Annotated in this window: 20 protein-coding genes; 9 read left to right on the top strand and 11 right to left on the bottom strand. The window is 68.3% G+C overall.

Features of this window, described 5'->3' with window-relative positions:
* The first annotated feature begins 38 nt into the window (after positions 1-38).
* Positions 39-1544: an amidase gene (locus tag FHX37_RS07850; protein ID WP_141923203.1), complete on the top strand. Its 1506-nt coding sequence runs from the start codon at positions 39-41 to the stop codon at positions 1542-1544.
* Positions 1545-1620: 76 nt separating this feature from the next.
* Here the strand turns inward: FHX37_RS07850 and FHX37_RS07845 are convergent, their stop codons facing one another.
* Positions 1621-2025 carry a cupin domain-containing protein gene (locus FHX37_RS07845; RefSeq protein ID WP_141923201.1) on the bottom strand — a complete coding sequence of 135 codons (405 nt, stop codon included), beginning with the start codon at positions 2023-2025 and terminating at the stop codon, positions 1621-1623.
* Positions 2026-2128: 103 nt separating this feature from the next.
* Between FHX37_RS07845 and FHX37_RS07840 the strand changes: the two genes are divergently transcribed.
* A complete protein-coding gene (locus FHX37_RS07840) occupies positions 2129-3079 on the top strand; it encodes a helix-turn-helix domain-containing protein (protein ID WP_246062179.1) in 951 nt (316 codons plus the stop codon).
* A gap of 163 nt (positions 3080-3242) precedes the next feature.
* On the opposite strand, the gene FHX37_RS07835 is transcribed toward FHX37_RS07840, so the two are convergent.
* The 3 genes from FHX37_RS07835 to FHX37_RS07825 all read right to left on the bottom strand — a co-directional run bounded on the left by FHX37_RS07835 (position 3243) and on the right by FHX37_RS07825 (position 5858).
* Positions 3243-3752 carry a hypothetical protein gene (locus FHX37_RS07835; protein WP_141923197.1) on the bottom strand — a complete coding sequence of 170 codons (510 nt, stop codon included), beginning with the start codon at positions 3750-3752 and terminating at the stop codon, positions 3243-3245.
* Positions 3753-4091: 339 nt separating this feature from the next.
* On the bottom strand, positions 4092-4826 hold the full coding sequence (locus FHX37_RS07830; RefSeq protein ID WP_141923194.1) for an alpha/beta fold hydrolase: 735 nt from the start codon (positions 4824-4826) through the stop codon (positions 4092-4094).
* A gap of 99 nt (positions 4827-4925) precedes the next feature.
* Positions 4926-5858, bottom strand: a complete 933-nt coding sequence (locus FHX37_RS07825; RefSeq protein WP_141923192.1) for a ribonuclease Z — start codon at positions 5856-5858, stop codon at positions 4926-4928.
* Between the two features lie 243 nt (positions 5859-6101).
* Here FHX37_RS07825 and FHX37_RS07820 point away from each other — a divergent pair, with 243 nt between their 5' ends.
* The 4 genes from FHX37_RS07820 to FHX37_RS07805 all read left to right on the top strand — a co-directional run bounded on the left by FHX37_RS07820 (position 6102) and on the right by FHX37_RS07805 (position 11420).
* Complete coding sequence (locus FHX37_RS07820) at positions 6102-7439, top strand: dicarboxylate/amino acid:cation symporter (RefSeq protein WP_141923190.1); 1338 nt, start codon at positions 6102-6104, stop codon at positions 7437-7439.
* 166 nt (positions 7440-7605) lie between these two features.
* Positions 7606-8433: a class I SAM-dependent methyltransferase gene (locus FHX37_RS07815; RefSeq protein WP_141923188.1), complete on the top strand. Its 828-nt coding sequence runs from the start codon at positions 7606-7608 to the stop codon at positions 8431-8433.
* Between the two features lie 148 nt (positions 8434-8581).
* Positions 8582-9271, top strand: a complete 690-nt coding sequence (locus FHX37_RS07810) for an SDR family oxidoreductase (protein WP_141923186.1) — start codon at positions 8582-8584, stop codon at positions 9269-9271.
* Between the two features lie 190 nt (positions 9272-9461).
* Positions 9462-11420 (top strand): aconitate hydratase, encoded by a 1959-nt coding sequence (locus FHX37_RS07805; protein WP_141923184.1) that lies wholly within the window; start codon positions 9462-9464, stop codon positions 11418-11420.
* A 43-nt stretch (positions 11421-11463) separates the two neighbouring features.
* Here FHX37_RS07805 and FHX37_RS07800 read toward each other — a convergent pair whose 3' ends face one another.
* Together FHX37_RS07800 and FHX37_RS07795 are read right to left on the bottom strand one after the other, a co-directional pair.
* The gene (locus tag FHX37_RS07800) at positions 11464-12018 is read right to left on the bottom strand and encodes a DUF421 domain-containing protein (protein ID WP_170181526.1); all 555 of its coding nucleotides are present in this window, start codon (positions 12016-12018) and stop codon (positions 11464-11466) included.
* A gap of 265 nt (positions 12019-12283) precedes the next feature.
* Entirely contained in the window at positions 12284-13675 is a 1392-nt protein-coding gene (locus FHX37_RS07795) for an FAD-binding oxidoreductase (protein WP_141923182.1), read from the bottom strand.
* A 62-nt stretch (positions 13676-13737) separates the two neighbouring features.
* Here FHX37_RS07795 and FHX37_RS07790 point away from each other — a divergent pair, with 62 nt between their 5' ends.
* The gene (locus FHX37_RS07790) at positions 13738-14718 is read left to right on the top strand and encodes a helix-turn-helix transcriptional regulator (RefSeq protein WP_141923180.1); all 981 of its coding nucleotides are present in this window, start codon (positions 13738-13740) and stop codon (positions 14716-14718) included.
* Positions 14719-14785: 67 nt separating this feature from the next.
* Here the strand turns inward: FHX37_RS07790 and FHX37_RS07785 are convergent, their stop codons facing one another.
* A complete protein-coding gene (locus tag FHX37_RS07785; protein WP_141923178.1) occupies positions 14786-15172 on the bottom strand; it encodes a VOC family protein in 387 nt (128 codons plus the stop codon).
* Between the two features lie 149 nt (positions 15173-15321).
* Positions 15322-16218 carry a DMT family transporter gene (locus FHX37_RS07780; RefSeq protein WP_141923176.1) on the bottom strand — a complete coding sequence of 299 codons (897 nt, stop codon included), beginning with the start codon at positions 16216-16218 and terminating at the stop codon, positions 15322-15324.
* On the opposite strand from FHX37_RS07780, the gene FHX37_RS07775 reads away from it, so the two are divergent.
* Positions 16217-17701: an aminotransferase-like domain-containing protein gene (locus FHX37_RS07775; protein WP_141923174.1), complete on the top strand. Its 1485-nt coding sequence runs from the start codon at positions 16217-16219 to the stop codon at positions 17699-17701. The two genes, FHX37_RS07780 and FHX37_RS07775, sit on opposite strands and share 2 nt — an antisense overlap.
* 166 nt (positions 17702-17867) lie before the next feature.
* On the opposite strand, the gene FHX37_RS24060 is transcribed toward FHX37_RS07775, so the two are convergent.
* The 3 genes from FHX37_RS24060 to FHX37_RS23830 are packed head-to-tail and all read right to left on the bottom strand — an operon-like array spanning position 17868 to position 19273.
* Positions 17868-18248 carry an amidase family protein gene (locus FHX37_RS24060; RefSeq protein WP_141925098.1) on the bottom strand — a complete coding sequence of 127 codons (381 nt, stop codon included), beginning with the start codon at positions 18246-18248 and terminating at the stop codon, positions 17868-17870.
* Positions 18249-18257: 9 nt separating this feature from the next.
* Positions 18258-18644, bottom strand: coding sequence for an amidase family protein (locus tag FHX37_RS23835; protein ID WP_281288312.1), 387 nt, complete (start codon positions 18642-18644; stop codon positions 18258-18260).
* A 35-nt stretch (positions 18645-18679) separates the two neighbouring features.
* Positions 18680-19273 carry an amidase family protein gene (locus FHX37_RS23830; protein WP_170181524.1) on the bottom strand — a complete coding sequence of 198 codons (594 nt, stop codon included), beginning with the start codon at positions 19271-19273 and terminating at the stop codon, positions 18680-18682.
* A 207-nt stretch (positions 19274-19480) separates the two neighbouring features.
* Between FHX37_RS23830 and FHX37_RS07750 the strand changes: the two genes are divergently transcribed.
* Entirely contained in the window at positions 19481-20614 is a 1134-nt protein-coding gene (locus tag FHX37_RS07750; RefSeq protein ID WP_141923166.1) for a glutathione-independent formaldehyde dehydrogenase, read from the top strand.
* Positions 20615-21040 lie beyond the last annotated feature (426 nt).

Below are 21040 nucleotides of genomic sequence, written 5' to 3'. Positions count from 1 at the left end.
CAGCGGTGTGCCACATACCACATGTTAGGTTCCCGAGCATGCGAGTCGACGAATACACGGCACAGGACGCGGTGGGCCTGGCCCAACTGGTGCGGTCCAACGAAACCACCCCCACCGAGATCCTGGAAGCCGCCATCTCGCGGGCCGAGGACACCAACCCCCGGATCAACGCGATCATCCTTCCCATGTACGACGAAGCGCGGCGGCGGGCGGCCCACCCCGCGGCGGGCCCCCTCACCGGGGTGCCGATGCTCATCAAGGACATGTTCCAGGACTACGCCGGGTTCCCCACTTCCTCGGGGTGCCGGGCACTGCGCGACATCCCGGCGTCCGAACACGCCGAGGTGGTCCGCCGCTGGCTCGACGCAGGAACAGTGGTTCTCGGCAAGACGAACCTGCCCGAGTTCGGAGCCAAGGGTGTCACCGAATCGGAGGCGTTCGGCGCCGCGCGTAATCCGTGGAACCTCCAACACACGCCGGGTGGTTCCTCCGGCGGGTCGGCGGCGGCGGTGGCCGCCGGGATCGTGCCCGCCGCCGGCGCCAACGACGGTGCTGGTTCCATCCGTATCCCCGCGGCCTGCTGCGGACTCGTCGGCCTGAAACCGGGCCGGGGCCGCGTCCCGATCGGTCCCGCCTGGAGCGAGCCCATGCACGGTGCGGCCGTCAACGGGGTGGTGTCGCGCACGGTGCGGGACAGTGCGGCGCTACTCGACACGATGGCGGGCCCGGAGCCGACCAGCCCCTTCCCCATCGCGGCCCCGGAACGTCCCTACAGTGAGGAGGTCGGTCGGGAGCCGCGGCGGTTGCGCATCGGGTTCACCACACGGTCACCGCTGGGAACACGCGTGCATCCGGAAGCAGTCTCCGCGGTGCACAACACCGCCACATTGTTGGAAGGACTGGGTCACGAGGTCGTCGAGGACGAACCCGACATCGACGGCCGGGCTCTGACCCAGGACTTCATGACCCTGTGGTACGCGTCGCTGGCTGGGCTGGTCGACGGGGTCAAGGAGATGACCGGGTGGGACGACGCGGGATTCGAACCGGACACGCTGATGCTGGCGGCCATGGGACGCTCGCTGTCGGCCCCCGAGTACGTGCAGTGCCACACCCGCTGGCACCAGCACACACGTGCGCTCGCTGACTTCCACAGTCGTTACGACCTGCTGCTCACCCCGACCATCGCCGGCCCTCCGGTGACCGTGGGCAAACTCAGCCCGCCGGAGTGGCTGAAGACCGTGGAACGGGCACTGATCCGCAGCCGTACCCAACGGATCATCTCCGCGACCGGGATCGTCGACCAGGAGGTGATGAACAACCTCGCGGCGACGCCGTTCACCCTGCTGGCCAACCTGACCGGGACCCCGGCGATCTCGCTTCCGCTGCACTGGACCGCCTCCGGGCTTCCCCTGGGAGTGCAGTTCGTCGCCCCCTCGGGCGGGGAGAGCGGGCTGCTGCGCCTGGCCGGCCAGCTCGAACAGGCCCAGCCGTGGGAACACAGGAAACCGACCGACGTGCCCTCCCCCACGGCAGCCGCGGTGTGACGCGGCTCCGTCTCCCACGGGCCGCGTTCGGCCGGAGGTGTCGTTCCACCCGGTGGATCCCCTGCGGTCGTCTCGCTCAGCCGAGCGGGTGGCCGGTGGTAGCGTCCACGTGTTCCGGCACGGGCCCCTGTGGTTGGCCGACGCTTGAGGTACCCGACGGTTCGAACAGCATGAGGGACGCACCGGACGCTGACCTCGGACAGTGCTCCACCCCGCGCGGCACCACGAAAACGCTTCCGGTGTGCAGGTCGACGGTGCGTTCCTCGCCCTCCGGGCCATCGCGCAACGCGATGCTCACCTCCCCGTGCAGCACCAGGAAGAACTCGTCAGTGTCGGGGTGCCTGTGCCACACGTGTTCTCCCGCGACCTTGGCGACACGGACGTCGTAACCGTTCACGCGGGTGACGATCCTCGGGCTCCACAGTTCGTCGAACCTGTTCAGCGCCTCATCGAGATCGATGGCTCGTTCCGGTCGTGTCATGGCACCCACGGTGGCGGCTTTCAGTGTCACCATCGAGTGTTAGGAATAGCGTATGTCGCGCCGATCCTCGCAAGATCCCGGATGCGGGCCCCACCGGGTCGCCATGATCGTTGACGCGGGCACGAACCCGTTCGAGATGGGGGTCGCTACGGAACTGTTCGGGTTGCGCCGCCCCGAACTCGGTGTGCAGTGGTACGAGTTCACGTTGTGCGCCGCGGATCCCACCGTGGAGATGCACGCTGGTTTCTTCACCCTCACGGGGGTCAGGGGGTTGGAGGCTGTGGCGGAAGCCGACACCGTGATCGTTCCCAACCGCCCTGACCCCCAACATGGGGCGCACCCACGCGTGGTGGAAGCCGTCCGGGAATCCGCGGCTCGTGGCAGCCGTATGGTCAGCTTCTGTACCGGGGCGTTCGTGCTTGCAGCCGCAGGTGTGCTGGACGGTCGTCGTGCCACCACACACTGGCGGTGGGCGGAGCTCTTCACCTCCCGCTACCCTCGGGTGCACGTGGATCCCGACGTGCTGTTCGTCGACGAGGGAGCGGTGCTGACCGCCGCCGGCAGCGCCGCGGCGTTGGATCTGGGGTTGCACATCGTCCGGCGTGACCACGGTGCCGAGATCGCAACCGCGGTCAGCCGCCGTCTGGTGTTCACGTCACACCGTGATGGCGGCCAACAGCAGTTCGTCGAACGTCCTGTGCCCCGCGTGGCGGACACGTCGTTGGCGCCGGTGCTGGAGTGGGCGCGGCAGCGGTTGGAGTACCCGTTGGCGGTCGCCGACCTCGCGGATCACGCGGCCACGAGTGTGGCGACACTGCATCGGCGTTTCCGTACTGAACTCGGAACCACACCACTGGAGTGGATCACGGGTGAGCGGGTGACTGTGGCCTGCCGCCTGTTCGAGCGGGGTGAGGAACGCGTCGACGTCGTCGCCCGGAAGAGCGGGTTGGGGACCGCATCCAACCTGCGGGAGCAGATGCGGAGACGAGTCGGGCTGACGCCGAGCGCCTACCGGCGGCGTTTCGGCTCATCCTCCGGTTGGCCAGAGCGCTGATCCGGCACGCTGCCCCAGAGCCCTGACCAACCGGGTCGGATCGGAAGGGAGGCGCCCCGAGCCGGGGCTGGTCTCGGGGAGAAGGAGACCGAAACAGTCGTCAGGTCGGGACGGTCAGCGCGACCCGGTCGACGACTCTCGGGGATTCCCGGCGGCGCCGGCGTCACACGGACGATTTTCCTCCGCGTCTCTGGAACGCGTGGACGACGGCGACGACCGTACAGCAGACCAGCACCACGAGTTCGGCGACACCCGCGTCGGTGAGACCGGGCGTCGGCTCGCCCGTCCCGGGCCTGAGGATCAGCATCAGGATGAGTACACCCGCGCATGCGGCGATCCCGACGGGCAGCCCCCGGCTGTCGCTGACCGGTACGGTTGCGACGACGAGAAGCGTGACGAGCACGAGTACCACAAGCACCGCGAGCGTCGCAGGTCCGCCGCGAGCCGCCATCTCCCACAGCGTGCCGTACGTGGTGCGTACCGTGCCGCTGCCAGCCAACTTGTCCTGCACTTCCTCGAACGGCGGCAGGAATGACATGACGAGTGCCGCTACGGCAAGCGGCCCGTAGAACCTGGCGAAGACGTCGGACACACGGTTACCGGCCAGACCCTGTTCGAGGCGCTCGACCCTCTCGGTGAGCGAGTTTGTGGAGGACGTGTCGGTGTCGGTCACGGACGAAGCTCCAATCTCTCGTGGTCGGGCCCTCGCCTGCCTGAAAGCGGGCGATCCCTGACGGCGCACCGTACGCCAACCCCACGACCGCTTCGTGCCCCTCGGGGCGTACGGCCGCTCACGTGGTCGCACCCGGCGTAGCGCGACGCCCTGGACACGGGCGCAGCGGGGTGTCGCTCGGCGACGGGAGCGTGTGCTTCTCCTCGGGAACGCCGGCGTAGCCGCCCGTACGTCTCCCCCGGGCTGCGGCATCCGTCAACGTTCTCAGGCGGCCGGGAAACGGAGCTCCCCACGGAGGCGTTCTCGCGGCACCCGGCGACCGCCGAACACCGCGGAGTCCTATCCCATGGCCTGTTTGACGGACCTTCGGAGCACTTCCGCCACTGCTTCGGGGTTGCTCCAGTTCGGGCAGTGCCCGGTGGAGAGTTCCACGAGTTCGGCCTCGGTCTCGGGGAACGATTCCGACACCAGTTCCGGAAGAACATCGTGCATGCAGCGAACATAGGTCACCGGGATCTGGCGCCAGGCGGCTCCGCGTACCGTCTGCGCCCCGGCAGCGGGATTGCTCGGCCGTAGCTGCCGTATCCCGCTACGAGCCCGGTCGGTGGCGCAGTCGTGGAACAGGGTGCGCCTCGCGGACTCCTCGGCAAGCTCGATCCGGCCGTCAGTGCGGAACGTTACCTCCTCACCCGGCTTACTGGAGGTGTTCCTACGCGCCTCCTCCGGTGCCAGGGAAACGAGACTCTCCCCCTTGTCCGGGACGACACCGGCAAGGTACACCAACCTGCGCACGGCCGGATGCGGACCGGCCGCTGCCTCGGTGATAACCGCACCGCCGTAGGAATGCCCACACAACACAACCGGATCCGCCGAGGTGTCCAGGATCCGACGCACCACGGCCGCATCGTCGTGCAGGTCCCCCAGAGAGCTGAGATTCTCCACACTGCTGGGGAGCTCGGCGATGACGGTGCTGATTCCGTTCGCGCCGAGTTGCGCTGCTACTTCCCGCCACGACCAGGGACCGAGGAAGTTCCCGTGCACGAGGACGACGGTCGCTGAAGGAGAACTGTCCATATCCGGAATCCTAGAGGGTCGCTCGCCTCGGTGACGGGATTTTGACGATGCGAGGACAGAAGTCGGGAGACCGCGTCGCTGCCGGGCTGGTTCCGGGGACTATCCCTCCCGTCTCCGCGGCACGGGGATCCGTTCCAGGTCACGGGCCAGGACGATGTCGCCCGAGAAAACCTCACCGGCCTCGGCGAGGAAACGGGCGTCGTCACCGGGCTCGTAGCGCTCGGAGATATGGGTGAGCACCATCGTCCCCACCCCCGCCTCCGCGGCGACCTGCCCGGCTTGCCTGGCGGTCATGTGCCGATACGTCGCGGCGAGCTCGGCTTCCCGCTCCAGGTACGTGGACTCCACCACGAGAAGGTCCGCGTCGTGGGCCAGCCGCACCGCCTGGGGACACGGCGCCGTGTCCATGACGAACGCGAACACGTGACCACGGCGCGGTACGGCGCACTCGGTGAGTTCCACTCGCTCCCCGGCGTCGTTGAGGACCACACCCTGGCTGCGTAGCCTCCCGACAGCGGGCCCGGAGACGCCGCGTTCGGCGAGCCGTTGCGGCAGCATCCGCCACCCGTCGGGTTCTGCCAGGCGGTACCCGTAGGTGTCGATCCGGTGCTGCAGCCTTCCCGCGGTGACGGTGAACGTGTCCTCCGTGAACACGACCGGTTCCGCACCGTGCAACGGGTGGCCGACGGTGGGGCTGTCGTCGGCGAAGGCGGTGGCGTTCCGGAGACGCCGCCAGAACCGTTCCCCCGAGGCGGGAAACGCCGCGGGGACCGGATGTGCGACCTGGTCCCGGGACATGCGCTGGATGATTCCGGGGATTCCCAGGCAGTGGTCGCCGTGGAAATGGGTGACGCACATGTGGGTGACGTCGTGTGCCGACAGGCCGGCGTACCGCATCTGCCGCTGCGTCCCCTCCCCGGGATCGAACAGGATCCCGGAGGAGTCCCACCGCAGGAAGTAACCGTTGTGGTTACGGCGCTTCGTCGGCACAGCGCTGGAACTACCCAGGATCACGAGTTCGCGCACAGACATGGGGCAATCGTAGGCAGCTCCCGGGGATGTGGTGGTATCGCGGGCCAACCGCCGGGGTTTCCCCCGGTGCGCTGCGAAACGACACAGGCCCCTCGTGGGGCGGGGGAACACCTGTTGCCGCGCCGCCCACCCGTCCAGGAACGTGTCCCCTACGGCAGACGCACTCCGGACACGAGAGGAAAGGAAAACCGCACGGCCAGGAGTCTGTCGTCCCGAGCGGAACCACAACAGACAAGGGCAAGGATGTCCCAGCGACAGTCAGAAAAAACGCTCTGGCGGCGTTACCTCGAGTTTCCCCTGATCTGGAAATTAGCGATCGGTCTCGTTGGCGGAGCCATCGCGGGGCTGGCCATCGGTGAGCCCGTCACCGTCATCGAACCGTTGGGCGACATCTTCCTGCGCCTGTTGCAGATGATGGTGATGCCGCTGATCGTCACCACGCTCATCACGGGTGTTTCTTCCGTGACCCCCGCACGGTTGGGACGCATCGGAACCAAGGTTTTCGCTTTCTACCTGGTGACATCAGCGTTCGCCATCACGTTCGGGCTGGTGCTCGCGCTCGCGGTGTCTCCGGGATCCGGACTGTCGATGCCGAGCGGGGGCAAGGAGCCCCAGGAGGCCCCACCACTCTCCGAAACCCTGTTGGGAATCGTCCCGGAGAACCCGGTAGCCGCCCTGGTCGAGGGAAACGTGCTGGCGGTCATGTTCCTCTCCGTGATCGCGGGCATCGCACTCGCCTTCATGCGGGGCAGCGACAGCGAACGCATCCGGGAACTGGGCGACCTCCTCCGCCGCGGCGTCGACGGGGCCGTGGAACTCACCTTTCTGGTCATCCGGGGGGTGCTGCAGTACGCCCCGGTGGGTGTCTTCGCACTCATCGCCGTTGTCATGGCCGAGACCGGCGTCGACGCGCTTCTGCCGCTGGCCAAGCTCACCGGTGTCGTCTACGGAGCCGTGGCGCTGCAGATCGTGGTCTACGCGGTGCTGATGCTGGTTTTCCGTATCGGAGTGCGGCGGTTCTTCAACGCCGCCAAGGACCCGATGGTCACCGGGTTCGTCACGCGCTCCAGCAGCGGCACCCTTCCGGTGTCCACCCGCGCGGCGGAAAAGCTCGGGGTGCGCGACAGCGTCTACAGTTTCACGCTGCCGTTGGGCGCCAACATCAACATGGACGGAACCGCCATCTACGTCGGCACTGCCACGGTGTTCGTCGCCAACGTCCAGGGTGTCGAACTCACCGTCGGCCAACTCGCCACCGTCGTCCTGGTGGGGGTGCTGGCTTCTGTGGGAACAGCCGGCGTTCCCGGGGCCGGTTTGATCATGCTGTCGATGACGGTTTCCCAGACCGGGTTGAGCTTCGCCCCCGTCGCCCTGGTGGCCGGCATCGACGCGATCCTGGACATGGTGCGCACCATGTGCAACGTGACCGGGGACCTTGCGGGCACACGCATCATCGCCAGAACCGAACCGGGGATGCTCCGAGACACGGACGACAGCAGCGAACCGGATGTTCCGACCGAAGCTTCCAGCAGTCAGGAAACGACGGGTGGCAACGGCTCCGGAAACGTGGACCAGAGCTGACAGCTCCGGGTGCGGCCCTGCGCCGGACCGGGCCGCACCCAACCGCACCACAAGGGGCGAGGAGCGCCGCGCGGCTCCGACCGACTGCCCCGCACCGCGGAACGGCAGAGTCAGGAGACGAAAAACGGCTTGCCGGCACAGGACGGGCCGTCCCTAGACTTCCGGCATGGACAACACCAGCGGCGCTGCCGCCCCGGTCGAGGACAATCGGCGGCACTGGGACGAGCGTGTCCCGATCAACACGGCGAGCTCGTTCTACGACCTCGACGGGTTCCGCGCCGGCGACGAGGACCTCGACCGGTTCCAGACCGACGAACTCGGTGACGTTACCGGCCTTGACCTGGCCCACCTGCAGTGCCACATCGGTCTGGACACCCTGTCCTGGGCCCGCCGCGGCGCACGCGTCAGCGGCCTGGACTTCTCCGCACCGGCCATACGGACAGCGACCGACCTTGCCCGGGAGATCGGCCTGGACCACCGGGCACGGTTCGTCACCGCCGACGCCAACGATGCCGTCGAGGCTCTCGGAGCGGGGGCGTTCGACATCGTCTACACCGGCAACGGCGCGCTGATGTGGCTGCCCGACATCGACCACTGGGCCCGCACCGTGGCCGAGCTGTTGCGGCCGGACGGACGGCTCTACCTGGCGGAGTTCCACCCACTGACCGACGTCCTCGACGACGCCCGCGGTGACACCGTCACACGCGACTACTTCTCCCGCGCGGCGCGCACCTACGACTCCCCGGGCTCCTACGCCGACTGGACGGCCGAGACCACACACAACACCGTCACCGAGTGGCACCATTCGCTCGGTGACGTCATCAGTGCCGTTGCCGGTGCCGGCCTGCGTATCGAGTTCGTCCACGAGCACGACACGATCCCGTTCCAGCGCTACGGTTCCCTCGTCGCCGAGGGTGCCCGTTTTGTCTACCCCGACCGGTCCAGGCGCCTGCCGTTGATGTACTCGCTGGCGGCCTCCGCTCCCGTGAGGTAGAGGAGGACAGGAGGAGGCCTGTGGAACATCGTCGGCGCGCCGGGGCTGACTGAGTGCCACTGCGGGAACAGGGGCGGACGGTGCCCACTCGGAGGAGTCGCTGCCCCGTTCGGAGCAGCGCGTCGTCTCGTGTGACAGGAAGTGGTGCATGTCAGCTACGAGTGTCGTCGTCGGTGGCAGTTCCGGGATCGGTCTGGCTATCGCCCGCCGGCGCACCGAGCGGGGAGACCACGTTGTCGTCACCAGCCGGTCAGCCGAGCGTGCCGCCACGGCCGCTGCCGAACTGCCCGGTCCCGCCCACGGGATCGCGCTGGACCTCACCGCGCCGTCCTCGATCGCGGAGGTGTTCGCGGGAACCGAGCGAGTGGACAATCTCGTCGTCACCGCCACCGAGCGCAGCGGCACAACCGTGGCTGAGCTCGACACCGACGCCGCCCTGCGGGCCGTGAACAGCAAAGTGGTCGGCTCCCTCGAACTCGCCCGGGTACTGCATCCGCGTTTCTCACCCCACGCGTCGGTCGTCCTGTTCGGCGGGGTGGCCAAGGACCGTCCGACTCCGGAGTCCACGGTTGCCACCGTGCCCACGCAGGCCGTCAGCGGGATGGTCGCGACGTTGGCGGTGCAGCTCGCTCCTCACCGGGTCAACGCGGTCCATCCCGGAGTGGTGGGTGACAGCCCGAGATGGGCGGACGTGACGGACCACCCGAGCATCGCCCGGACGCCCATCGGGCGGCTCGTGACGGTGGCCGAGGTCGTGGACGCCACCGAGTTCCTGCTCACCAACACCGGCGTCAACGGGCAGGACCTGCACGTCGACGGTGGAACGCTGCTCATCTGAAACGTCCTCTCCGGTGGCCCAGCGAGCAGGAGGTGTCCCGCAGCGGCGGCTTCCCGTTGCGGGACCTCGTCACTCCCGAGTGCGGGGGCGGAGACTTCGTTTCCGGTTGCCCGTTTGTCCGCTCCCCTCAACGGTCAGCTTCCTCCAGCAGGGAAAGTGACGGCAACGGTCCCAACCGAGGAGGAGCGCGATGGGGAACAGCGTCGCACACAAGCTGATCGTATCCCACCTGGTCGAGGGGAGTATGGACGCCGGGACGGAGATCGCTCTCGCCATCGACCAGACCCTTACCCAGGACGCCACCGGAACCCTCGTCATGCAAGAGCTGGAGGCGTTGGGGCTGGACCGGGCCCGAACCGAGGTCAGCGTGCAGTACGTGGACCACAACCTCCTCCAGGCAGATGAGAAGAACGCCGAGGACCACGCGTTCCTTCACTCGGCGTGCCGCCGGTACGGCCTGTGGTACTCCAAACCGGGCAACGGCGTCTCCCACCCCACGCACATGCAGCGTTTCGGCGTCCCCGGGAAAACCATGGTGGGTTCCGACTCGCACACGTGCGCCGCCGGATCTCTGGGAATGCTGGCGATCGGGGTCGGAGGCCTGGAGGTCGCCATGGCCATCGCCGGCCGCCCCCTGCGCATTCGTATGCCCGAGATCTGGGGCGTCCGTCTCACCGGCGAACTACCTGACTGGACCTCGGCCAAGGACGTCATCCTGGAGATGCTCCGGCGGCACGGCGTCTCCGGCGGAGTGAACCGCATCGTGGAGTACCACGGGCCTGGCGTGGAGAGCCTGAGCGCGATGGACCGCCACGTCATCGCGAACATGGGAGCGGAACTGGGGGCCACCACCACCGTTTTCCCGGCTGATTCGGCGGTGCGCGAGTTCCTGCGTGGTGAGGGCCGAGAGGGTGACTTCGTGGAACTGCATGCCGACCCGGACACGGTCTATGACGTGACCGAGGAGATCGACCTTTCCACTGTCGAACCACTCATCGCGAAACCCTCGTCGCCGGGCAACGTGGTTCCGGTGCGGGAAGTGGCCGGTGAGGAGGTGAGCCAGGTCGTCATCGGGTCCTCGGCGAACCCGGGGCTGCGCGACTACGCCATAGCCGCGGCCATGGTGAAGGGCCGCCAGACCAACAACGCTGTCAGTTTCGACGTCAACCCCTCGTCACGCCAGATCTTCTCCGACCTGACGAAGAGCGGGGCGACGTTCGACCTCATCAACGCTGGAGCGCGCATCCACCAGGCCGGGTGTCTCGGTTGTATCGGAATCGGTCAGGCTCCCGCGGTCGGGCGGAACTCCCTGCGTACCTTCCCGCGGAACTTCCCCGGACGTTCCGGTACGCGGGAGGACGCGGTGTGGCTGTGCTCCCCGGAGACGGCGGCCGCCTCCGCACTCACCGGCGTCGTTACCGACCCGCGCGACTTCGCCGACAAGGTCGAGATGGCCCACCCCAGGCTGGACCTGCCGCGCGACGCCAGTGTCAACACCACGATGCTGGTGGCGCCCCTCCCACCGGAGGAGGCCCAGAACGAGGAACTCGTCAAGGGCCCCAACATCTCCGCCCTTCCCGACTTCCCACCGCTTCCGGAACGGATCGAGGCGCCGGTTCTGCTCAAGGTCGGCGACAACATCTCCACCGACGAGATATCGCCGGCCGGCGCCCGCGCCCTTCCGTTCCGGTCGAACATTCCCGAACTCGCCGAGTTCACGTTCACCCAGATCGACGAGAGCTACCCGAAACGGGCGCGGGAGCTTTCGCACGGGTCGGGGCACATCGTTGTCGGAGGGGAGAACTACGGGCAGGGTTCCTCGCGGGAACACGCCGCGATAGCTCCCCGCTACCTCGGTCTGCGGGCGGTGGTGGCCAAATCGTTCGCCCGGATCCACTGGCAGAACCTGGCCAACTTCGGAGTGCTGGCGCTGGAGTTCACCCAGGCGGCGGACTACGAGCGGATCGAGAACGGCGACATCCTGGTGCTGGAGAACCTGCGGGACTCACTACCCACCGGTTCGGAACTGACGGTGCGCAACACGACGAAGGGAGATCAGTACCTGCTGCGCCACAACCTGTCCCCCGCCCAGACCGCCTCGGTTCTCGCGGGAGGGCAGATCCCCATGCTCGCGAGGGAGCTGGGTTAGCGGAACACGCAGCATTCCCGGCGGTGTGGCCCGCGCCGGGTGGCTACGTCGCCTTAACACGGGAGGGGTCGTCTCCGCAGTCGACAGTGGACAGCAGTGCCGGATCCAGCGGGCGACCCTCCGGATCCTTCAACAGCACCGACACATCCCCCGTCGTTTCCAGCACCACGGCATCCACCTGTCCCAGATGCGTGACACCGGCCAGTCGCAGTTTCGCGCGGATATCGCTCTCGGTCACCTTCGCCCGGCGAATGTTCTGCGGCAGCATCTCCGTTCCCCGCATCAGCAGCAGCGGACGGTTGTCGAAGATCCATTCGAACGACTTGTAGCGACGCACCCGGGCCGTCAGAGCCTGCACACCGAACAGCACCGCCAGAGCGAGACCACCCTGCACCAGGGAGACCTCCGTGCTCACCGCCGTCGTCGCCAGCATCGACCCGAACGCCACCGTCGCCGCCAGGTCGAAGTTGGTCATCTGGGAGAACGAACGCAACCCCGCCAACCGGGAGAACGCGATAAGGGCCAGGTAGGCGACCGGTGCACTCACCAGCACCAACCCCAGTTTCTCCCACGACGACCCCAACTCCGCGACGAACATAACTCCCCCTCGGCAACGGTGTCCCGTGGCGGAATCGTCGCAGGAAAAAGCGGAAACGCCACGCACCCCGAGCACCGCGCGCCGTACCGTACGTGCCCCGCCTCCGCGCCCCTTGGGCGACGTGTCCCGGCCGGGCCCTGTGCGACGGGCGCTGTCCGCCACGAGCGGCACCTCCAGGGCCGCAGCGGGCACGGCCGAGGAGCGGTGCCAAGCGAGGCGCAGCCAACACAAGCGCCCATCGGACAGGCCCGAACCCGGGAGGGCCCTACCCGCTTTCCTGCGGCGGGATCGGATGGGCAACGTGGAACAGTCCGGTCGGGTCAACACCGGCCCTGATCCGGCGGAGCCGCTGGTAGTCAGCAGGAGCGAACGCCGAGCGCACCTGGTCAGCGCCGAGTCCACCGAAGGTGAAGTTGAGTGAACGCCCGAGTGTGCGGGGGGCGAACAGCGCGAGGAGTCTCCGGTGGATCCCGCGGACGCTGTCCTCGTTCCCCGACTCCACCGGAGACAGGACGCCCAGGGAGTAGGCGGCGTTCCGGTGGCCGACAGCGTTGGGCACCCATGGTGTCCGGCCGAGCGCACCGCCGAGGTGTCGGATCCCGACCACGCACATGGCAGGGGCCGAGGGGCCGGTCCGCTGCAGCAACGTGGACAGCTCCTGCCGGTCGGGCCCGTCGAGCAGTATGTTCTCCCCCCGGTAGGCGTGTGGCTGGTCGGGCTCGTCGAACACGGTCGCCGACTCGGAGTAGGGAAGTTCCCGCAACGTGTCGCGCAGGACCGGGCCGAGTCCGCGCAGCGGCTCCACGAGTCGTTTCCCTGACTCCGTGGAGCCGACGTAGCTCACCTGTAGCTGCGCCACGTGCCGGCCACGCAACGGCTCCGGAACCGTGGGCAGGTCCGGGAACGGCAGTACCGTGGCCGCGGAGGTCATCTCCTCGGGAACCGTGCTCGTCCACTCACACCAGCCGTCCAGCACGCCGGGCGTCCGGTCGACGTCGAAGAACAGGGCGCCACCGTAGATGCGCTCCACCGGCACCAGGGAGATCTCCATACCGGTGACGATGCCGAAGCTCCCCCCGCCGCCGCGCAACGCCCAGAACAGGTCCGGTTCCTCGTGCGCGCTCACCCGAAGGGACCTCCCCGTAGCGGTCACGACCTCAAGGCGGGTCACATGGTCCGCGGCGAACCCGTACCGGCGAGCCAACAACCCCACCCCTCCACCCAACGTGTAGGACACTGCGCCAACGCCGGGGAAGCTTCCGGACAGCGGCGCCAACCCGTAGGGAGCAGCGGCATCGATGACGTGCTGCCAACGTGTGCCGGCCTCGACCCACGCGCTGCGCCTGTGCGGATCCACCCGGACTCCGCACAGGCGGTGCGTGTCGATCAGTACGCCGCCCCGCATGGCGGTACCCCGGCCGTGGCCGGTCGCCTGCACCGCTACGCGGCAGCCGTGGTCGGCCGCGAACCCGACGGCGGCACCCACGTCCCCAGGACCGGCTGCCTCGACGACCGTCGTGGGGCGGTGGGGGGCGAGCAGCTGGAACCCGTTCCCGGCCGTGTCGCCACCGTCCGGGCCCGGTGTTCTCACACGGCCGCGGACGTGACGGGACAGTGTTTCCGAGGCGGTGAGCATGTCTCGTGTCGTGTCAACCATGCCGGAAGGCTAGGAACCCTTCCGGACATTGCCTGTCCGGAAGGTGTGTCACCGTGGAACTCATGGGCGCAGATCCAACACGCAGGGACACACCCGAACGGATGCTGCGGCTGTTGTCCCTGCTGCAGAGTCGGCGCGTATGGTCCGGAAACGAGCTCGCGGAACGGCTCGGTGTGACAGAGCGAACGGTGCGCCGCGATGTCGACCGGTTGCGCGCACTCGACTATCCGGTGGTCGGTCTGACCGGGGCCACCGGCGGGTACCGGTTGACCCCCGGGACGAACCTGCCGCCTCTGCTGTTGACCGACGACGAGGCGGTCGCCGTCATCGTCGGGTTGGTGGGCGCCACGGGTGACACCCTCTCTGGCATCGAGGAGAGCTCCGTGCGGGCACTCGCCAAGATCGAACAGATGCTCCCGAACCGCCTGCGTTCCCGGCTGTCCGCCCTCACCGCCGCCACCACCGCCGTGCCGAGAAAACACGACACACCGCCGGTGGACCCCGCCGTGCTGGCCACGCTGGCCGCATGCAGCCGTGACCGGGAGAACGTTTCCTTCGACTACCGCGACCGCCGTGGTCAGGAGACCACCCGTCGGGTCGAGCCGCACAGCCTGGTCACCGTTCACGCCCTCTGGTACCTGCTCGGCTACGACCCGAGCCGTGACGACTGGCGTACCTTCCGGGTGGACCGGATCCGCGCCCCCGTCCGCACCCACCATCGCAACCCACCACGTGAACTGCCCGCCCCGGACGCGGCCAGTTACCTCACCCGCTCGTTCGCGAACGCCTCCTACCTCTACACGGCGCGTATGACTGTCGGACTGTCCGCTGACGCCGTACGCGCCGGTGTCTTCGGTCCCATCCCCGGAGAGGTCGACGACCACGGCCCCGAGTGCTCCACCGTCCGGCTGAGTGCCGACTCGCCGGAGCTGGTGACCCAGTACGTTGCCGTGATCGCCGCTCTCGGCGCCGAGTTCACCATCGACGCCCCCAGTGAGGTCACGCGTCGGCTGCATCATCTGGGACGCAGACTCACCAGGTGAGGAACCGGAACCGTACTCACGCGCGCGGAAGCTTGCCCACACGTCGCGGGAGTCTCTAGACCTCCGCTCAGACCAGGGTGGAGATGCAGAACGGATGGCCGGCCGGGTCCAGCAGGACTCTCCACCGGTCGGGGTCGGGCTGCTGGTGGGGCACGGTTGCGCCCCGCCCCACCAGATGGGTTTGCGCGGTGTCCAGGTCGTCCACGCCCAGTTCGATGTGGGCCTGTTTTCCCTGGGTGGGGTCGGGCCAGGTCGGGCGCCGGTAGTTCTCCTGGCGGTTGAACCCCAGCCCGGCCGCGTTCTCCTGGGCGAGCAGGACGAAGTGGTCACTGGAGTAGGCGGCGGGAAGACCGAGGGCGTCACCGTAGAAGCGAGCCAGCTCGGCCGGATCCGGACAGTCGAACGTGACGGCTGCGTAGCGGAACACGGGTGTGGATGTGGTTTCGATCTCCATGGAGAGGACGCTACGAGCGGACCAGGACGATTCCTGGCCTCATTCTTCCGCGCACTCGGAACATGATCGGTTCCCAGCGACACCTGTGGTGCACACGAAGATACGTCTGCCCCACACCCGTACGGCTGGTGTGGGGCAGACGGAATGGGTCAGCTGCGCGCTCGCTGGGCGGCCACGATGCAACCGAGGACGGCCAGGGCTGCGACAGGAGCGAGGGGGGAGAGTTCCTCGCCCATGAGCAGGACCGACCAGACGAGGGTGAGCAGGGGCTGGGCGAGCTGGAGCTGGCTCGCCTTGGGAACCCCGATGATGGCCATGCCGCGGTACCACACCACGAAGGCACCGAACTGGGACACGGCCGCGACGTAGGCCATGCCGGTGACAGCCTTGGTGGTCAGCTGCACCGGCTCCGCGGGCAGGGCCAGGGCCGCTACCAGTACGGATACCGGAAGAGCCGCGACCACACCCCAGGCGATGACCTGCCAGCCGGGCATGTGGGAAGCGAGCCGGCCGCCCTGGGCGTACCCGGCGGCGCACATCAACAGCGCGCCGAAGAGGTACACGTCGCCGAGGGTAGGCAGACCATGGTTCTGCTGCAGAGTGAAGGCGACCACGGTGAGGGAGCCGGTTCCGGCGGCCGTCCAGAACCCCCGCGAGGGGCGACGGCCGGTAAGGGCGGACGAGATGGCCGCGGTGGCCAACGGCAGCATACCGATGACGACGGCCGAGTGCGCGGTGCTGGACGTTTGCAGGGCCAGCGTGGTCAACAGCGGGAACCCGACACCGCAACCGGCGGCCACCGTGAGCAAGCCTGGCCAGTGCCGCCGTTCGGGCACTGGAACCCGGGCACCGAACAGACAGGCCCCGGCGAGCAGACCCGCCAGCAAACCTCGCACACCGGTCGCCGTCCACGGGCCGAAACCGTCCAGCGCCCACACGGTGGCGGGGAAACTGAACGAGAAGGAGACCACGCCGAGCGCGGCCAGAACGGTACCGCTGCGGACCGCTATCGTCGAAGGTTGAGTAGCGTTATCTTGTACTGTCATGAAAAACGATAACAGCGTGTCCCGACTGGCAAAGACCCTGCGAAAAGAACTGGACCGCTACTCAGAAGGAGAAAAGCTCCCGTCGAACAGGGAGCTGGTGACGCAGCACCAGGTCAGCCCGGTGACGGTCTCGCGGGCGATCGCCACCCTCACCGCCGAAGGACTCGTCACCTCCCAGACCGGAGCCGGCGTGTTCAAGGCCACCACCCGCCGCAGCAGGGGCGCTCTCGGCGACGTCTCCTGGCAGGAGGTGACCCTGAGCGCGGATCCCCCACCCGCCGCTATCGACACGGGGCCCCGCGGCACGGACGCCACCGGGGTCCTGGCCACCCTCGCCGCCCCACCGTCCGAGGTCATCGACCTCAACGGCGGTTACCCGCACACGACGCTCCAACCGGAACGGGCTCTGGCCACAGCTCTCGCGCGGGCCGGACGTAGGCCCGGTGCCTGGTCCCGCCCCCCGGTTGAGGGCCTGGCCGAACTGCGGGACTGGTTCGCCCGCGACATCGGCGGACCATCCGGTTCGCTCGACGCCTCGGACGTCCTGATCACCGCCGGGGGCCAGGGGGCGCTCACCACGGCCCTCCGCGCCCTGACCCCTCCCGGATCCCCCATCCTGGTCGAATCCCCCACCTATCCCGGCATGCTCGCCGTAGCCCGCGCCGCCGGGCTGCGGCCCGTACCAGTGCCGGTCGATGCCGAAGGCGTGCGTACCGACCTCCTGGCCGAGGCGTTCGCTGCCACCCGGGCCCGCGCGGTCGTCTGCCAGCCCCTGTTCCACAACCCCACCGGTGCTGTCCTGTCCCCACAGCGGCGCACCGCTGTGCTCGACATCGCCCGAGCGTCGGGCGCGTTCGTCGTCGAGGACGACTTCGCCCGCCGCCTGGTGCATGCCGACTCCCCGCCCCTGCCGCCCCCGCTCGCCGCGGACGACCCGGACGGGGTCGTCGTCCACGTGCGCTCACTGACCAAGGCCACCTCCCCCAGCCTGCGTGTCGGGGCTCTGACCGCCCGTGGCCCGGTCTCTGAGCGACTTCGCGCCATCCAGGTGGTCGACAGCTTATTCGTCTCACGTCCGTTGCAGGAGACCACCCTCGAACTGGTCGGCTCTCCCGCCTGGGCCAGGCACCTCCGGGAGCTGTCCGACACCCTGCGCGACCGCCGTACCGCCCTGCACACTGCGCTGATCAGCGCACTTCCCTCCCTCATTCCACAGCAGCCGCAACGCGGCGGGTACCACATGTGGCTACGACTGCCCGACGGCACCGACGAACACGCCATCGCCGCGACCGCGCTGCGCCACGGCGCCGCGGTCACCGCAGGCGGTCCCTACTTCACAGCCGAGGCACCCGCCCCGCACCTGAGGCTGAGCTACGCGAGCGCCTCTGGCACCGCGCAACTGGAGGAGGGCGTCCGCCGGCTCCACCACGCCCTCGCCGAGAACTCCGCGCTCCCGGTGGACCGGACAACCGCGGAACCGTAGTTGCGACGGTCCGACTGCGGCGCCTCTGGCAGCGCCGTTTCCGGAGCATCTTTCCGGGAAGTGGCGCGTGCCGTACCAACGTGGCCAGCCACCGACCCCGAGGGGCCGGAGGTGCCGTTTCCCGCCCGTCCCGGACAGGAACCCCGGTCGCCGAGCATGGCCAACGTCACCGGTAGCCGGAGGGCGGGGTCGGGAGCCCGGGCAGGACCTTGGCGCGTTCGAGCTGGCGGGTGATCTCGATGAGTCGCGGTTCTGACCACTTGGGCCCGATGATCTGGACACCGATGGGAAGACCGTCTGCCTCACTGTGCCCCGCGGGAACGGCCAGCCCCGGAAGTCCCGTGAGGTTGAGGAACCCCAGGAGACGCTCGCGTTCCGGATAGCCGAGGAGTGTCGCCGACGTTGCGCTTTCAGCCGTGGGACGGTTCCCACGGTGCGGGAACGCCGTGGAGGCGGCAGGCAGGACAAGGGCGTCGGTGTCGGCGAAGAACGCCTCCCAGGCACGGATGAACGCGTCGCGGTGTTGGAGAGTCTCGAAGTACCACAGGAGCGTGCGTTACTCGTCTCGTAGAGAGGCCGCAGGGTCGGCGACACCCGTGAGGGCGGTGAACAGGTCCGCGAAGAGTGCCTGCTGCGCCTCCCAGTCCACGTTCGGCAGGGTTCTGTCCACCCGTACTCCGCTTCCCTCGGCGCTGTCGGCGATCCGCGTGATGCGTTCCCGGACGTCATCGGTGACGTCGGCTCCGGGCACCGTCGGGGCGACCGCCAGACGCAGCTCCGACAACGGCCGCTCTGGCGGGGTGTCCAGCGGAACGGGCGCCACGTCGCCGTCGCGGCCGTCCGGACCGGAGACCACCTCCAGGGCGAGCCGGAGATCGTCGAGGTCGCGACTGAGCGGGCCGATGGTGGAAGGCGACACGAACCGTCCGGGGAACGCCCTCAGGTTCGCGCATGAAACCGGTGAGGGGCACCCGGTGCTCAGTCGTTTTCATGCCGTACACGCCACAGAACGAGGCAGGGAGCCGAGCCCGCAAGATCGGACCCGACCTCGAGTGGGACCATGCGGGCGGCCAGTGCCGCGGCGGCCCCACCGCTCGATCCGCCGGGGGTGCGTGTCAGGTCCCACGGGTTCGCCGTGCGCCCGAATATCGTGTTCGCGCTGTGATAGTCGGCGAGCCAGGGCGGAACGTTGCTGTGACCGACAAGGATCGCGCCCGCCGCCCGAAGGCGCGCGGCCACTGTCCCGTCCTCGTCGGGAACACGGTCAAGGAGTTCGCTTCCTGCCGTGGTGCGTATACCGGCGATGTCATGACCGTCCTTGAGCGTCATGGGAACACCGTGCAACGGTCCGGCACGCTCTCCCCGCGCCAGCGCCCGGTCGGCCCTCGCAGCAGCCGACCGCGCCCCCTCGGCATCGAGTGAGACGATCGCTCCCAGCTCCCCGTCGTGTCGTTGGATCCGTTCCAGGCAGGCATCGACAACGGTGGCCGCGCTCACCTCCCCCTGGACGACCGCTGCGGCCGTTTCGCGGGCGGACCAACGGTGTGGCTCTTTCCGGAGCGTCGCAGCCACCTTGGCCTCTCCCGTCCAGCGTCGGTTGGTAGGGGCAGCACCAGACCCTGCCCCCTCAACCACACTCGAGGTCAACGGGCGGTCGCCGTCCCAACCTGTTTCCGGGGTTGTGGGAGTGGCGCCTTGTTGTCCGCCGGGTGCATGTGGTGCGGAAAGCGTATGCGGGTAGGGGAACCCTATACGCGGTGTCACGTGAGGAGGTGCATCGTGAAAGCGGTGGTTTACCAGGGGCCCTTTGACGTGGCGGTGGAGGAGGTGCCGGATCCGCGGATCGAGCACCCCAACGACGCGATCATACGGGTGACCTCGGCATGTATATGTGGTTCCGACCTGCACATGTACGAGGGGAGAACGGCGGCGCGATCAGGAATCGTGTTCGGTCACGAGAACCTCGGTATCGTCGAGGAGACCGGATCGGCCGTGTCGGGGATCCGCGTCGGCCAGCGGGTGGTGTTGCCGTTCAACGTCGCCTGCGGATTCTGCAGGAACTGCGAGGAGGGACTCACCGCGTTCTGCCTGACCGTGAACCCCGGGTTCGCCGGCGGCGCTTACGGCTACGTTGCCATGGGACCTTACACCGGAGGGCAGGCCCAACACCTACGGGTACCGTTCGCCGACTTCAACTGCCTGATCCTGCCCGAGGGTACGGAGAACGAGACCGACTACGCGATGTTGGCCGACATCTTTCCCACCGGCTACCACGGATGCGAGCTCGCCGGGGTGTCTCCCGGCGACACGGTCGCGGTGTACGGTGCGGGCCCTGTCGGCCTGATGTCGGCGTATGCGGCCTTCCTGCGCGGAGCATCGCGCGTGTTCGTCGTCGACAAGGTGGCCGACCGGCTGCGTCTGGCCGAACAGATCGGCGCCGTTCCGATCGATTTCACCACCGGTGATCCCGCCGAACAGATCCACGACCACAACGGCGGTGGCACCGACAAGGGGATCGACGCTGTCGGATACCAGGCACACGGGTTCCAGCGGCCGGACGAGGAGGAACCAGCCGCCGTCCTCAACGCTCTGATCCGGACGGTGCGTGCGACGGGTGATCTGGGAGTTCCCGGGCTGTACCTGCCCTCTGACCCGGGAGGCCCCGATGAGCAGGCGCGAGAGGGGCGGCTGCTGTTCGACATCGGCGCGATGTTCGAGAAGGGGCTGCGCATGGGAACCGGCCAGTGCAACGTCAAACGTTACAACCGGCAACTGCGCGACATGATCACGGCAGGGCGCGCCACGCCGTCGTTCGTGGTGTCACACGAGGTTTCGTTGGACCAGGCGCCGATGGCCTACGACAAGTTCGACCGCCATACGGACGGCTACACCAAGGTTGTCATGCATCCGTGACACGCTCCGGCATCCGCCTCCCGGACGCGTCATCCGGCAGAGGGAGGAGCTCCTTCCGGGACGGTCCGCGAGGCCCGTATCGGGGCGTAACAGGAATCGGTGTTACCGGCCCGTCGTGTTCCCGCCACCAGCCTGGGAACACGACGGGCCGGAACCCGCTGGCGGGTCGAGGGCGATCACCGTGCGGACGGCTGGCCGGAGCGAGGTGCGGCCGGTTCGGTTCCGATACCCGTCGTCCCGGGACCGAACCGCACGCGAGAACAGCACCGGTGAGGCCGTCGCTGCGTGCGACGGCCTCGACGCTCCCTGCCCGATACTGGTCACGACCGGGCGGACCGACCGTACCGAGCACTCCGATTCCTCCCGGGGCGTTCACGCCCGGGATTCCTCGCTGGATCACGCTGAACTCTGTGCTCTGTTCCCGGG

This window comes from Haloactinospora alba (genome assembly GCF_006717075.1).
Taxonomy (GTDB): domain Bacteria; phylum Actinomycetota; class Actinomycetes; order Streptosporangiales; family Streptosporangiaceae; genus Haloactinospora; species Haloactinospora alba.
Note: the sequence above shows the minus strand (reverse complement) of the source record. Positions and strands in the feature narration are given on the sequence as shown.